The 15,268-nt window shown below is 33.6% G+C and carries 13 protein-coding genes and 2 pseudogenes; 7 read left to right on the plus strand and 8 right to left on the minus strand.

The window, feature by feature from the left end; genetic code table 11:
* Window positions 1–43 precede the first annotated feature (43 nt).
* From ACZZ95_RS16750 to ACZZ95_RS16775, 6 genes are all read right to left on the minus strand, one after another.
* A complete protein-coding gene (locus ACZZ95_RS16750; RefSeq protein WP_463469880.1) occupies window positions 44–1,393 on the minus strand; it encodes a DUF3526 domain-containing protein in 1,350 nt (449 codons plus the stop codon).
* Window position 1,394: 1 nt separating this feature from the next.
* Entirely contained in the window at window positions 1,395–2,846 is a 1,452-nt protein-coding gene (locus ACZZ95_RS16755; RefSeq protein WP_463469881.1) for an ABC transporter permease, read from the minus strand.
* A 5-nt stretch (window positions 2,847–2,851) separates the two neighbouring features.
* Entirely contained in the window at window positions 2,852–5,149 is a 2,298-nt protein-coding gene (locus ACZZ95_RS16760; RefSeq protein WP_463469882.1) for a TonB-dependent siderophore receptor, read from the minus strand.
* Window positions 5,150–5,176: 27 nt separating this feature from the next.
* A complete protein-coding gene (locus ACZZ95_RS16765) occupies window positions 5,177–5,872 on the minus strand; it encodes an ABC transporter ATP-binding protein (RefSeq protein WP_095951495.1) in 696 nt (231 codons plus the stop codon).
* A gap of 228 nt (window positions 5,873–6,100) precedes the next feature.
* Window positions 6,101–6,451, minus strand: coding sequence for a hypothetical protein (locus ACZZ95_RS16770; protein WP_463469883.1), 351 nt, complete (start codon window positions 6,449–6,451; stop codon window positions 6,101–6,103).
* 153 nt (window positions 6,452–6,604) lie between these two features.
* Window positions 6,605–7,039: a DUF1810 domain-containing protein gene (locus tag ACZZ95_RS16775; protein ID WP_463469884.1), complete on the minus strand. Its 435-nt coding sequence runs from the start codon at window positions 7,037–7,039 to the stop codon at window positions 6,605–6,607.
* Between the two features lie 372 nt (window positions 7,040–7,411).
* Between ACZZ95_RS16775 and ACZZ95_RS16780 the strand changes: the two are divergent.
* The 5 genes and pseudogenes from ACZZ95_RS16780 to ACZZ95_RS16800 all read left to right on the plus strand — a co-directional run bounded on the left by ACZZ95_RS16780 (window position 7,412) and on the right by ACZZ95_RS16800 (window position 10,345).
* Window positions 7,412–8,161, plus strand: a pseudogene (locus ACZZ95_RS16780) (4-hydroxy-tetrahydrodipicolinate reductase).
* A 413-nt stretch (window positions 8,162–8,574) separates the two neighbouring features.
* Entirely contained in the window at window positions 8,575–9,015 is a 441-nt protein-coding gene (locus ACZZ95_RS16785) for a MarR family winged helix-turn-helix transcriptional regulator (RefSeq protein ID WP_463469885.1), read from the plus strand.
* Between the two features lies 1 nt (window position 9,016).
* The gene (locus tag ACZZ95_RS16790; protein WP_463469886.1) at window positions 9,017–9,394 is read left to right on the plus strand and encodes a hypothetical protein; all 378 of its coding nucleotides are present in this window, start codon (window positions 9,017–9,019) and stop codon (window positions 9,392–9,394) included.
* Between the two features lie 56 nt (window positions 9,395–9,450).
* Window positions 9,451–9,678, plus strand: coding sequence for a S41 family peptidase (locus tag ACZZ95_RS16795; RefSeq protein ID WP_463471701.1), 228 nt, complete (start codon window positions 9,451–9,453; stop codon window positions 9,676–9,678).
* A 7-nt stretch (window positions 9,679–9,685) separates the two neighbouring features.
* Window positions 9,686–10,345: a S41 family peptidase gene (locus ACZZ95_RS16800; RefSeq protein ID WP_463469887.1), complete on the plus strand. Its 660-nt coding sequence runs from the start codon at window positions 9,686–9,688 to the stop codon at window positions 10,343–10,345.
* 81 nt (window positions 10,346–10,426) lie between these two features.
* Here ACZZ95_RS16800 and ACZZ95_RS16805 read toward each other — a convergent pair whose 3' ends face one another.
* Window positions 10,427–11,155: a hypothetical protein gene (locus ACZZ95_RS16805; protein WP_463469888.1), complete on the minus strand. Its 729-nt coding sequence runs from the start codon at window positions 11,153–11,155 to the stop codon at window positions 10,427–10,429.
* A pseudogene (locus ACZZ95_RS16810) lies at window positions 11,156–12,435 on the minus strand (acetyl-CoA C-acetyltransferase).
* 240 nt (window positions 12,436–12,675) lie between these two features.
* On the opposite strand from ACZZ95_RS16810, the gene ACZZ95_RS16815 reads away from it, so the two are divergent.
* Both ACZZ95_RS16815 and ACZZ95_RS16820 read left to right on the plus strand, forming a co-directional pair.
* On the plus strand, window positions 12,676–14,298 hold the full coding sequence (locus ACZZ95_RS16815; RefSeq protein ID WP_463469889.1) for a carboxypeptidase-like regulatory domain-containing protein: 1,623 nt from the start codon (window positions 12,676–12,678) through the stop codon (window positions 14,296–14,298).
* Window positions 14,273–15,076: a TonB-dependent siderophore receptor gene (locus ACZZ95_RS16820; RefSeq protein ID WP_463469890.1), complete on the plus strand. Its 804-nt coding sequence runs from the start codon at window positions 14,273–14,275 to the stop codon at window positions 15,074–15,076. Before ACZZ95_RS16815 ends, ACZZ95_RS16820 begins: the two co-directional genes overlap by 26 nt.
* Window positions 15,077–15,268 lie beyond the last annotated feature (192 nt).

Consider the following 15,268-nt stretch of genomic DNA (forward strand, 5'->3'; position numbering starts at 1 on the left):
GTGTGCTTTGCGGTTAAAAAACGCGAGCATTATCGGTCAAAAATTAAACAGCGTTTCTATTTAAATTCCTCCATCCCAAAACAATCAATAGTAAATTGAAAATTAGTAATGGCAAAAATGCCTTAGCAAAACTTATTTGAGTTGGATCATTAAACGTTTCAACTTTAAAATCATCCCATTTTTGTGCATTTACAGGAGCATCTGAGAAGATTTTTGGATAAAAATGCAATCTCATTTTTTCATGGAAATGCTGTGTTTCTTTTAAAAATAAAAGCTGATTTCCTAAATCGGCGTGGGCAATTTCATTTAGTTGTAACTGCGTATGAAGCGTTGGGATAAATTGTGCAATTCTCTGGCTGGCAAGGTTTCGCTGTTGCAATTTGGTTTCCAATTCGTGAGATTCTACAGCCGATTCGTCGTCGCCCATTTGCTGCATCGCGTAATACCAAAGCCAGCTGAATTCTTTGTCTGCCGGAATCTTATATTCTCTAAACTGAGGATAATGTTTGTAAAATTTATCAACAGTTTCTTGTTTATTCATATCCCATTTTTCATGATACGCATTTCGCTGTTTCAAAGTCAGTTCTAAAGCTTCTGGAACTTTATACTGATTTACAATATAAGCGTTAATTCCTGCAGGAACAATGATAATTAAGAATAACCAGATCGTTAGTAATAAAACAGCATTAAAATTGGAATGTTTTTGCGGCGAAACAATAAAGAAACATACTGAAAACCAAAATAAGATATATAATATTCCCAATCCGTAGAAGATGAAAAAAGTTTGATCCAACGGAATATTTAAAAATAAAACGGCGACCAAAAGTAAAATAGCAAACAATCCGATTAAACTTAAAATCCTGACGTAGAATAACTTTAGAATATAAAGAAAAGTGTTTTGACTTTGCGTTGCTACAATTTTCCAAGTTCCGCTTTCTTTTTCTTCAGAGATAAGATTATACGAAAACGAAATTATTAAAAGCGGAAAAAGATAAATCAGTACAAAACTAAAATCGATATTTCCTGACAGAAGGTTGTTCGGATTATTGAGTTCTGCATCGTATTTCTGACCTTCTAGACCACGAATCGTAACGCTTTGAATAGAAGGATTAACATCGCGCTGTCCGATTGCTAAACTGTTTATAGGCAATGTTTTATTGACTAATGAAAACTTGATGTAATACAATAGAAGTCCGATTTCGTCTTTATGAAAAGAGGCATTTCGGGCAATGTGTTCTTTCTGATAAAGGGAAGCTTCGCGAATATTATTCTCTTGCTTATCCTGAAACTGTTTTCCAATTAAAAGACTTATAAAACCAATGCACAACAAGAAAAGCGACCCAATTTTGGTTCCTTTAGATCGAATGAAATTTTTAAAGAGTAATGCTAACATATTAAATGGCTTTAAGTTTTTTGGATGCGATTCTGATTAAAATGAAAAGCAGTGAAATCCAGAGAATAATTGAAATAATCGAGATAATTTCGTTTTTAAGAACCGTTCCGACTTTTTTAGGCTCATAATGAAATTCTTCTACATCGGCCCAATGTTCTTTACCAATCGTAAGCGGTTTATCATTTGGTCCGGGCTTTTTATTGCTGATGTATTTAATCTGCAGTCCATTCATTTTCTGTGCCATGGCATAACGATAATCTTCGGCTTGTTTCTGAAAATCGATATACGATTCGTAATCCGTGTTAGATAATCCCATCGATAAATTTTTCATTGCGATGTAGGGATTCAAGAAGGAAACTGTTTTCGAAAAACTATTCTGTTTTTTATAAATTTTTAGAAGTTCAGCCAAATGTTCGTTGTAAATTTTGGAGCTGATTCTTTCCCCTTCGGTCATGATATAACCCGAATAATTGAAAGGAAGTTTTTGTACCGAATCGACTTTGTAAGCGCGAAGAAGCGAATCTTTTATCGCTTTATAATGCGGATCATTCGGATTGTGACTGTCCCCTTGTTTCAAAATATCTTTTTCGATATCACTGTTAAACTGAATCTTAGATGGTGCTTCGTAAATGTAAGCCCCAATTGCCTGTGTGGTTCTTGGCAGAATAATGGTAAAAAGAAGCCAAATTCCAATAAGCGTGATCAAAGCTTTCTTAGACGTTTTGCTTACTGCCGAAATTAAAACTGCAATAACACAGAAGAATAGGAGATAAGCCAAATGAAAAATTATAAACAATAGCATTTTTGCGGTTTCGTCTGCTGTAATGCTAAAATCTTGAAGGAACAGCCACACTAAAACCAAAACAATAATTGTTGGAATAAAAAGCATCATGATTACACTTGCAATTCCCAACGTTTTTCCAATTAAAAGCTGTTTCCAATTGATGCCCTGCGTTAAAAGGATTTTTAAAGTTCCATTTTCACGTTCATACGCGACAGCATTAAATCCGAGGAAAAAAATGAGAAGCGGTAACAAAATCTGCAAAACCATGGCAATACTGATTTCGCCAAAACGAAGCATACTGTTAGAAAAACCAGCTTCAGAAAAATTGGCTGTATTTTGTTTGTGAGCTTCAAGGAAAATAGCATTTCCAAAAAATGGTTCCATTCCGAATTCGAAAACGCTTAATGGGGTACTTTTTCTAAAAGCAAAATTTCCGTAATGTGCCATTCTATGCGGATTTTTATCTGGATTTTTCAACCAGTCCTCTCTAGATTCGTGCTGGTATTTTTCGCTCGTTTCGTTTTGACTTATGTAATTGTCCCAGCCCGTAAATGCCGCATATAATAGTAAAACACCAATGAAAATGGTAATAATATAAACAGCCGAATTTTTAAAAATAGAATTCTTAAAATGTTTGGCTATTAGGATTTCTGTTTGAAATAATTTCATATAAATTAAAATTTATAAGTTACGGTAAGGCTTACGTTTCTTGGACTTCCAGGAAACAAACGCAGATAATTCTGCGCGCCTAACCAATAGGTTTTATTAAGAAGATTGCCTGCGTTTACAGCAATCTGCATATTGCTTTTATTAGGTTTGTAATAAAGAGCGGCATCAAAAATGGTAAAATCAGGCAGTGTAAAATCTCTTGTAAACCAAGGCACTTTACTGCTTTGATACTGCATTCCCAAACCAATTCCGAAATCATCTAAAGCAGAATCAGAAGCGAAGTTGTAACGTGTCCACAGATTCGCACTGTTTTTTGGCGTATTCTGCTTTCTTTGACCAATTAATGAAATGTTGGCATCATTGGTAATTTCCGCATCGATGTAACTGTAAGAAGCGTTAATCTGCCAGTCTGGAGTAATATATCCAGCCAGATCACATTCAAAACCACGGCTTCTTTCAGAACCTCTGGTTATTAATAAATCTGGATTTGCAGGATCATTAGCGTTCATTAAAATATTTCGTCGCTTGATTTCGTAAACCGCGACATTAAAACTTACCGTATTATTAAAGAAAACGGCTTTCATACCAAACTCTTTCAAATCACTTTCCAGCGGTTTAAAGAGGCTTCCCGCCGGTAAACTTCCTGTTTGAGGCATCAGAGTCGTCGTATTGGACTGTGGCTGATACCCTTCGAGGTAAGTGGTATAGACATTAATTTCATTATTGATGGCGTATGTCACACCAATTCGAGGCAGTAAAGCCGATTTTTTAACTGTAATTTCATTATTGGTTTTATAATTCGTAATGTCTTCAAACCATTCGTTTCGAAGTCCCAATAAAAAAGTGAATTTTTCCCACTGGATTTGATCCTGAATGTAAACTGCATTTGTCGTTGTAAGTGCAGACGGAAGCGCTGTACGAACATTCATAACATAATCCTGCGTGTTTCTTAATGCGTAAGACGGATTGTTTAAATCAAAGAAATTGACATTTGGTTTTGGCAGTACAACGCCGTCTACCGTTACCGTTTGATAATTAGAAGCATTTGCAGGAACAAAAGAACTAGCAACAGTTCCGTCATTTAATAAATAACCTCTTGCTGCATTTTGCCCGCCGCCAATGTTTTTATTCCAACTGCTTAAATCATAACCCGTTAATAGTTTATGATTGAGTTTTCCTGTTTTAAAATCAAAATTAAAGTAAGCACTCAAATTGTCAACATCCCAATATTGCTGGCGTTGTACAAACTGCATCATGGCCAGACTTGTAACCGGCTGGTTGTTCATATCTACAGCAAAACCATTTGTTGTACGGTGCTCCTGCAGGTTTTCTGTCCAGGTTTGTTTCATGTAAGAAGCATTAAAACCAATTTTAGATGAGAATTTATGAGCTAAATTAGTCATCAAAATCATTTCTTTCGATTTAAAGTAATCTCCAGAAGCTCCCAAATTCAGGCTGATTGGGGTTTTATTTAAATCAGTTTTACCTGCAACAGCGCCAAAAATAGGCTGACCGCGGTCTAAAACTCCAGTCATGTCACTTAAAATCAATTCAGTATTTATCGCCGTTTTTTCATTCGGAATATAACTGAAAGAAGGAGAAATCAAAAATGACTTATTATTAACCAAATCACGAAATGATTTCGCTTCCTGATACGCTCCATTTACACGATATAAAAGTGTTTTTGATTCGTTTAAAGGGCCTGTAAAATCTAATGTGCTGCGTAATGTACTAAAACTTCCAACCGTTAGACTAACTTCTTTTCGGTCTACTGCCAAAGGTTTTTTGGTCACCATATTAATGCTTCCGCCTGGGTCAACAGAAGAAAAGGTAGCGCTCGATGGTCCTTTTATAACTTCAACGCGCTCGATATTACTCGTTAAAGGCTGTAAAAAGTAATACTGACGCGTTCGCATTCCGTTGATAATCTGTCCTTCTTCATTTTGACTTATCCCGCGAATCGTATATTGATTGTAATAACTCGCAGGAATTACACCGCTGGCCATTTTTACGACATCGGCGAGATAAATAGCGCCTTTATCGGCAATTAATTCTTTGGTTATAGTCGAAATAGACTGCGGAATATCTTTATTTAACGGCGCCGTTTTCGTTGCAGAAAAAGAGTAATCACTGTTGTATTTTCGCGTCGAACGTCCAATAATTTCAACCGTTTGCAATTCATTTCGCTTGGCTTCCAGTTCCAAAGAATCTTTAATAATGCTGTCTCTGACTTTTCCGTTATTTTGCGCATTTAGAATCGAGAAAATACTTACTATAAATAGCAAAGAAAATATATGTTTCATTTTATAAATAGAAATCAACGTTTCCTTTTAAACCGTTTGTAAATACAAATCTTCCAGTTCGTTTGCAGAGATTTTAGAGGCCTCAATTACGGTAACCAAGTTTCCCTGCTTCATAATTCCGATGTGAGAAGCCACTTCACGCGCTCTGAAAATATCGTGGGTTGCCATTAAAATTGCAGTTCCATCTGCCGAAAGTTCCTTTAAGATTTGAGAAAATTCATTAGAAGCTTTCGGGTCTAAACCACTTGTTGGTTCGTCCAATAAAAGCACTTTAGCTTTTTTAGCGATTGCAATGGCAATTCCAACCTTTTGGCGCATCCCTTTAGAATAACCGCCAAGATTTTGATCGTGTGCTTTGGTTTGCAAACCGGCCTTGTTTAAGAAATATTCCAATTCACCTTTTGAATATTTAAATCCTGCCAGCGAAGAGAAAAATTTAAGATTTTCCAGACCCGTTAAATTCGGATAAAGCATTACTGTTTCTGGAATATAAGCGACAAATTCTTTAGTCGTTTTTGCATTTAATGTAACGGGAATATTGTTGATGGTTAAAGAACCTTCTGAAGGTTCAATAAAACCTAGAAATAAATTGATAGTAGTGGTTTTTCCAGCACCGTTCTGTCCTAAAAGAGCAAATATTTCACCTTCTTTAATAGTTAGATTTAAAGCGTTCAAAGCAGTGTAATCACCATATTTTTTGGTTAGATTTTCAGCTGTAAGCATAATTATATTGATTTGGATTTTTGTGAATGAAAACAGATTTCTCAGCCTATAAAAAGCTGGAATTCTTTAAAAATATTAATGGAAGTTTACAAAGCTGTATTCGCGAAAGCGCAAGTATCAAATGAATATGAAATTCTATATTTTTTTTTGAATTAAAAACCAGAAGAAAATATTTTCCTTTTAATTTTAAAAAGCAAAAAAATTGACGCGCTAAAATAAACTTGTAGACTAAAGTAGAGCAGGAGGTGCCCTTAAAGCAAATAAACTGCCTTTGAAGAATGGGGAAACCGATTTGGTATAAGTAAATTCAGGTTTCGTTTCGATTTTTATCTTTTGAAAAAGCACAGCTTCAGCGACATTTGGAATAAATGTACTAAATGCAAAATGACACACATGACATTGGTTGTCAGTAGTATGACTATGCGTTATTTCTTTCTGATTAGCACTGGTATGATGCTGGCAGGGTTTTTCTGAAAGCTGTTTGAAAAAATGCTCGTAAGAGTGTACAGTCTGAAACAGCATTGCGCACAATACTGCAAAAGATGCTAAGAAATTTACAATTACGATTCTCTTTTTCATTCAGTGGTATTTCTGTGCCAAAATTTAAGTATCTAATACAGAAATATTTAATCGCAACAGTGTTGCAAATATAGCTATCTTATTTTTAAATGCTATAAAATGCCATATTTTTTTATAATAAATTTTAATATAAAGCCTTTAAAGACAACCAATTCACAGGTTATTGTATAAAAGTCGCAGGGTATGGAAATCAGATGATCCGTCAAAATATTTATGCAGGACTTCTTGAAAAATGGGCTCTGAGTTCTGAACGCTTGCAAATAACGTCATGCAGGACTGCAGTTTTTCAACATCTGTATTTCCGAATATATCGGTTACGGTGTCTTCTTCTTTTTTGATTAATTCGGCTGTGATTTCTACAAGATGTTTTCCTAAAATTGGGTGTTCTAGAAAAGCAATTGCTTCATCTGCATTTTTGATTTCGTAGAATTTCGAAGTATCACTCGAACCCATTCCTTTAATTTGTGGAAAGACAAACCACATCCATGGAGATTCTTTTTTACCATTTTTAATTTCGTCCAAAGCTGTCAAATACAATTTGTTCTGAGCATCTAAAAAACGAAGCAATTCATTGTTGTTGTAGGCCATTACTTACTGCTGTTTATTTGGGGGTTCTGGCGATAAATCTACTGAAAATAAGTTTACTTATATATTACCAAATTCTTTTTTTTGTGGTATTTTTTTATGTCAAAAAGCGACTGTAAAACGATTTTAAAAGGTGAATAATTGGAGTCGAAATATTTCAATAGAAATTTTAATTAATAAATAAAAACGTATTAATGATGCCGTTTTTTGTTATAAAAATCATTTTTTACTAGAATTTCTGTTGTGATTTTCCTATTTTTACTAAAATAGCAGTTATAAAACTGTTTTTATAAATTAAAATTTGAATTGATATTTACCACTTTACAATATCAATTTTTCTAACGGGCACTTCGCTCATTTAAAAAACAAATGCTTATGAAAATAGGATTAATCGGATTCGGAAAAACTGGAAAATCAGTTGCTTCAATATTATTAGAAAATAAAAAATTCTGCCTAGAATGGGTTTTAAGACAAAGTACAGTATTGGAACACAGATCGGTACCAGAGTTTTTTGGAGTGCAGTCAGACGAACCCGGCCTAATCTATTCTAGTTCCAAAACTTCAATCGATGAATTATTAGAAAAACATCCGGTTGATGTAATTATCGACTTTTCTTCTCATCAGGGAATTTATACGTATGGCGAAGCGTGACGAAAAATAATGTGAAAATCATTTCGGCAATTTCACATTATAAAGAAAAAGAACTTCAGTTTCTAAAAAAACTGGGACAGAAAACAACTGTTTTTTGGTCTCCAAATATCACTTTGGGCGTTAATTACTTATTATTTGTCTGCCAAATTTTTAAAGAAAATTGCTCCGTGGGTTGATATTGAAGTAAATGAAGAGCACTTTAAAGCCAAAGAAGGAACTTCTGGAACAGCTATAAAAATTGCTGAAGCTCTGGATGTTGACAAAGAAAATATCAATTCCGTTAGAGCGGGAGGAATTGTTGGAAAACACGAAGTTATATTTGGCTTTCCTTTTCAAACAGTTCGGATTATACATGAATCAATTTCCAGAGAAGCTTTTGGAAACGGTGTCATCTTTGTTGCCGAAAACATAAAAGAAAAAGAAAACGGCTTGTATAATTTTGAAGATATTCTGACGCCTTACTTTACGGTTTGATAAAATTAAAAATTAAAAAATCTCTTTAATCTCCAAAATCTGCGGGAGAATCAAATAAGTAATCAGTATTTAAAATAGTAAAGCTTTAGTTTTTAAAAGTAAACTAAAGCTTTACTATTTTATAAATTAATCTTTGCTATAAAAATTACAATAAAAATTACTGCTTGTTTATAGATTTCCAAAACCTTGTCTGATTTTACTTCCAGTATTAGAATGTTAAGTCCATTTCAGCTTCTTTGATAAATAAAGTATTTCTTCTAATATTTTGTTTCTATATGGTTAAAATTATTTTAAACCTCGATTGTCTCTATACTCACTAAGTCTTTTTTTACCTCTTTAAATTAATTTTGAAATTTACTTGATATATCAAATAAATAATTATATTTGATATATCAAATAATTTGTAAAAAAGCATGAAGCAGAAAACTCCAACCGGCACAGTCCTCTATACTATTGAGCAGACGATAAAAGAATACAGGAAAATTTGCCAGAAAAACATTCAAAAGATTGTGAGTGATATTACGGTAGATCAATGTCTGGTGTTAATTATTTTAAATGATAATTCGAACATTTCTCAAATAGAGATGGCAAGATTAATTTTTAAAGATAATGCTTCGGTTACTAGAATTATTGAATTAATGGTCAAAAAAGATTATCTCACAAGAGAAGTAAATGAATTAGATAAAAGGAAATCAAAGCTTGTTATTACAGAGAAAGGCTTACAAACTATTACTTCATTAGCTCCCATTTTCAATTTAAATCGTAAAACGGCACTAGATGGTTTATCGGCAGAAGAAATCGAATTGCTTGACACTATTCTTCATAAAATAATTTCAAATTGTAAAATTTCGTAAAATGAAAAAATGTATTACGTTACTATTTCTTGTGTTTTCTATTGGTATTTATTCGCAAAAGGAAACTGCTCCAGAGAAAAGCAATTTTTCTGAAAGCAATAAAAAGCAAATTATCGATTCGCTTTATAAAAAACTGGAGGAATTTTACATACGGCCAAAAGTGATTGGAGATATAAGTAAAAAAATAAATGAAAATTTAAAAAAAGGAACTTATAAAAATATTGTAGTTCGTAATGAATTTGCGTCAAAATTAAGTGCAGATTTAATAGACGCCAGTAAAGATTTACATTTTAGAGTAATGTATGATCCAGAGTGGGCAGAAAGCCAAAAGCATATTAAGGAAAAAGTTACGCGCAAAAAATTAAGGCAGAAGAATTAATCGAAGCCAAAAAGAAAAATTTTGGATTTGTACAGACTAAAATTTTAGAAGGAAATATTGGTTATTTAGAGTTCGATTATTTTGAAGATCCTGCAATTGGCTCCGAAACAGCCGCCTCGACAATGCAGTTTTTATCTAATACAGATGCATTAATCATTGATTTACGCAAAAACAACGGCGGGGTGATGGAAATGGGACAGTTTATCAGCAGTTATTTTTTCTCCAATAAAGAACTGCCAGCTTTACAAATACTATTATTACGAAGAAAAAAGGAAAAAAATTGAACGTGAAATGTGGCTTTTGCCATCTGTTCCTGGAAAACGTTTAGATGAAGCTCCTATTTATATTCTAACAAGCGGAGGCACTTTTTCTGTCGCGGAATGGATGAGCTATTCCCTTCAAAATTTAAAGCGAGTAACTATAGTGGGAGAAAAAACAGCAGGAGGTGCGCATCCTATAACCAGAACGGTATTGGCTGACGGTTTTTCTGTAAATATTCCGTGTGGAGAAGTTAAAGATCCGATTACAAATATGGATTTTGAAGGAAAAGGCGTTATACCAGATGTATCATGCAAAAGTGAAGAAGCGGTAAATATTTCTCATCTGCTGGCATTGCGACAATTATCAAAGGAAAATAAAGATTCAAGTAATAATTTGGACTGGTTTATTCCAGTTGTTAAAAACAGACAACAGCCCCTTGTTGTAGATAATGAGCTTTTAAAATCTTATCAAGGTAAATTTGGAAAAAATGAATTGGTATTAGACTCTAACAAATTATATTTTAGATGGAATAATATAATTACGCTTTTGCTGACACCACTGGAATCCGATTTATTTATGGTCGATGGAACAGATGATTATCGCATCAAAATTGTTTCTGAAAATAATGCTGTGACTGCAATTAAAAGGATTTATCGCGATGGGCAGGAAAGATTATATAAGAAAGATTAAGAATTTATATATTTAAGAACCATAAAAAAGTCCAAGTTTTATATAGCTTGGACTTTTTTATTTCATATAATTTGCCACAATTTAATTACTGTATCTGTCTTCAAAATGATGTTCTATATTAAACTCATTATTTGCAATTTGTTCTACGATTTCAAGAAATGTAATTTTCATTTTAGAAATGGCAGGTTTAGCATCATGAATTAAAGAATAGACATTTTGTTTTTTATCAACAGCTATATAATTTCTATCTTCTAAATCGTAAATGACATAAAAAGTTTTTCCATTATAATCGATATCAAATAACTCATTATAATTTAGTTTATCTCTGATATTTTTATCGAGATTATCATAAAACAAATCAATTTCGTTTGGAGGAAAATCAAAACTTGTCATTGAAAAATTTGTAGTATCAATAGATGATATAATAAATTCATCTAATTGATAATTTGAATTAGTAATCTTCAAACCAACTAACAAATTATCCTGAATTAAGATTTCTATTTTTTCTAAAGTATTATTGCTTTTTGAAAAAATTCTAAGTCCCGAAATCTTAAAATTATTTCCTCTTTTTTTATATTCAAAAATGGTATCTCCACCATACCACATGACAACGTATTTAAAATCAGGTTGTAATTCCCAGTATGTTAAGTCATAAAATGTACCGTTTTTAGTTTGTTTTTTTACTTTAGATAATTTTTCTTCGGGTAATGCCTCAATTATAGCATTAAAAAGAGCTCTTTGTTCTTTTCTAATTACACTGTATTTGTACGGAGGAAAAATCGCTCCTAAAGTTTTTTGTAAAATATTCATTTATTTTTCGATTATCATTGTAACTCCTTGTCCGCCTGCCAGCGCAAATAGAGACAAAACCCCTGCCAGAACCTTTTTCGTTAAGCAATTTTGCCATTACGCCAATAATTCTGCCGCCCGTTGCGAGCAAAAGGATGCGCTGCTGCCATGGTCGCTTCCTTTACATTTAGCTTTTCCCTGTCGATAGCTCCTAAAGTTTTCTTCAAACCAATCGATTGACTGAGTTCTGGACTTTCCCAAATTTTTAAAGTGGCTAAAACCTGTGCGGCAAAAGCTTCGTGAATTTCATAATAATCAAAATCCTGAAGATTTAATCCCGCTTTTTCGAGCATTCTCGAGGTCGCAAATAAAGGTGCTAATAAAAGATTCTGCTGATTTTTGACATATTCGATCGCTGCAATTTCTGCAAATGAAATATAAGCTAATATAGGAAGTCCCTGTTCTTTTGCCCATTCTTCGCTTGCAAGTAAAATACAAGAAGCTCCATCTGTTAAAGGGGTAGAATTTCCAGCTGTCAAAGTTCCGTTTGCTTTATCGAAAGCTGGATTTAATTTGGCTAGTTTTTCAAGCGTACTGTCTTTTCTAAGATTATTATCTTTTTCTAATCCGTTGAAAGGCGTAATCATATCATCAAAAAATCCTTCGTCGTATGCTTTTGCCATATTCAAATGACTTTTTAAAGCAAATTGATCTTGTTCTTCTCGCGATATTTTATAATGTTTTGCTGTAATTTCAGTATGCCCGCCCATAGAAAGTCCAGTTTGTGATTCTTCGTTTTTTGGAACTAACGGACTAAAATCTTTCGGCCTAAGTTTTAAAAACAATTTGATTTTTTCGCCTAAAGATTTTGCTTTTCTAGCATCTAATAATACTTTTCTAAGTTTTTCGCTGACAGCAATTGGCATATCACTAATAGAATCAACACCGCCAGCAATTCCAGATTCAATTTGTCCCAGAGCAATTTTGTTGGCAATATAAATGGCACTTTCGATTCCGGTATCACAAGCCTGCTGTAAATCGCATGCTGGAGTAGCGCGGTCTAGACTAGTTTGCATGACACATTCACGAATCAAATTGTTATCATAAGTATGTTTTATAACTGCACCGCCGGCAACTTCGCCTAATAACTTTCCATTTAAATTGTATTTATCGATAAGACCGTTGAGAGACGCCGTCATCATTTCTTTGTTTCCAACAGAAGAATAAGCTGTATTGGCTCTTGCAAAAGGAATTCTATTATAGCCTACAATGGCTACTTTTCGTATTGTATCTGGTTTCATATCAGTGCTTTTAGTGAATTTGTTGTTGAGTTTTTGGAATTATAAAGATAAAAATAGAATTCGGTTTAATACTTAATCTACATTACTATTATCAGGAAATAACTTAAAATTTGAGCAGTTTCAATTTAATTTTCTTGCTAATTTATTACAAAATGTTATATTTATTTAGAATGAATAAAAATAATTTGGAAAAGTTAAGATTAGAACATACTTTTGATCCGAAATTTTAAATAAACCAAAATGAAAATAGTTTTTAATCCAAGAATTTACATTTTTATGTTGTTTTTCAGCTCATTAAGTATGATGGCGCAACAGCTTGGAAATATAAATGGAAAAGTTTCTTTAAGCGGCAATAAACCAGCAGAAAATATTTCTGTAAGCCTAAAAGGAACTAAGTATTCAGATGTGACCAGCGAATCAGGATATTTTGAAATCAAAAATGTGAAACCAGGACCTTACACTATCGTTATAAAAGGTGTCGGTATACAAAGTATAGAAGACAATATTGTAGTGAGTTCAAAACAAACTACAACAAAGAATTTTTCACTTTCAGAAAGTCAGCAGGATCTTGATGAAGTAGTCATTACTAAAAATAAATACAAGCAAGACAAACCTTCAATGTCTTTGCGTCTTCAAACTCCAGTGTTAGAAATTCCGCAAAACATACAAATTGTAAGTGCTCAAACATTAAAAGATCAACAGATTACGAGTATGAGCGACGGAGTAATTCGCAACGTGAGTGGTGCCGTTCGCTTGGAACATTGGGGCGATTTGTATACCAATATCACAATGAGGGGTTCTCAAATTCAGGCTTTTAGAAACGGTTTTAATGTGGTTTCTTCTTTCTGGGGACCTTTAACAGAAGACATGAGTTTTGTTGATCATATCGAATTTGTAAAAGGACCAGCGGGATTTATGCTTTCCAGCGGAGATCCAAGCGGTTTGTATAATGTAGTAACAAAAAAACCTACTGGAGTTACAAAAGGAGAGGTTAGTGCTTTAGTAGGAAGTTTTGATTTCTATAGAGTAAGTATAGACCTTGATGGTAAACTCGATAAAAAAGGAAAATTATTATACAGATTTAATGGTGCGGCTCAAAAAAAGGGATCTCATCGTCCGTTTGAGCACAATGACCGTTATGTTATTGCACCAGTTATTTCATATCAATTTGATGATAGAACAAAATTAACTTTTGAATACAATTTTCAATATGCAAATATGACAGAAGTTGGTTCTTACTATGTTTTTGGACCAAAGGCAGGCGGTTATGCTACTATGTCCCGTGATTTTACCATGACGGCGCCAGGTTTACCAGATACCAATATTCAAGATCACAGTGGTTATTTACAATTCGAACATAAGTTTGATGATAACTGGAAATTGACAGCTCAGACTTCTTATTTCAAATATATGCGGCAAGGATACAGTTCTTGGCCATCTGCAGTAGGACCAGCAACAACTCCAAATGGAGATATTAGTAATGGTGAGATTATTAGAAACGTTGGTATCTGGGATGCAGATAGTAATATGTTTCTAGGCCAGATTTTTGTGAATGGAAAATTCAATACTGGTGGTGTTTCTCATAAAGTTTTGGGAGGTGTAGATTTAGGAGACAAAGATTATATGGCAGATTGGGGACAAGCTCATGACCTTGATACCGCTGATAATCCTTTTAATATTTTTAACCCAAATTACGGAACTCCTTCAAATGGTTTGCCGCAATTTGATCACGATACACCCCTAAGTCAAAGGGCAGGTGGACTTTATGGTTCAAAATATGCGACTGGATATATTCAGGACGAACTTGGTTTTTTTCAAAATAGATTAAGAGTAACACTTGCGAAGAAGATATACCTGGATTAAACAGACTAACAGCTATGACGACCCACAGGAAGATAGTCATATAACGCCGCGTTTTGGAGTAAGTTATTCTGTTACGAAAGACTTGGCAGTTTATGGATTATATGATCAAGCTTTTACACCGCAATCTGGAGTTGTTAGAGATGGAGAGTTGAAGCCTTTAACAGGTAATAACGTAGAATTTGGTCTTAAAAAAGATTGGTTTGATGGTTCTTGGAATACTACTTTGTCTGTTTATAACATTCTGAAGAAAAATGAATTAACAGCTGATCCTTTAAGTACGCCGTCTAATCCAACAAAAATTGTATTAGGTGAAAAAAGAGCGCAAGGGTTTGAGTTTGATTTAAGAGGGAAATTATTTGATGGTCTTAACCTGATAGCAAATTATGCATTTACAGAATCTACTGTTACAGAATCTAATGTAGAAGGTATTAATGTAGGCGATGTTGTTCCTGGATATTCAAAACATACTGCAAATGCTTGGTTAAATTATACCATTCAATCTGGTAAAATGAAAGGATTTGGCGCTTCTATTGGTGGGACTTTCCTTGACGGTCGTCAAACTGATACATGGGGTGAAGGTCTTGAAAAATTACCGTCATATTTTAAATTGGACGGAGGCTTGTCTTACGAAATAGGAAAAGTTAAAGTTACAGCAAACGTATTTAATATTCTCGATAAATATCTATACAGCGGTTCTTACTATGAGTGGTTACAAGCTTACTACTGGCAGTCTGAGCCCGGAAGAAATGTTAGAGTTGGTGTAACTTATAAATTTTAAGGTACTGAGGTTCTGAGATGCTAAGACTATAAGTTTAATAGGCTTTTGAATTGCCTCCAGTTTTAACTGGAGGTGTAAGTTTTGATTATAAAAAAGGCTTTAGCCAAACTACTGAGGTTTGGTTAAAGCCTTTTACTTTTCTTAATATTCTCATCCAGCTAAAGCTGATACATCCAATTATTTCGAAATTGT

The organism is Flavobacterium sp. AC267, assembly GCF_979258715.1.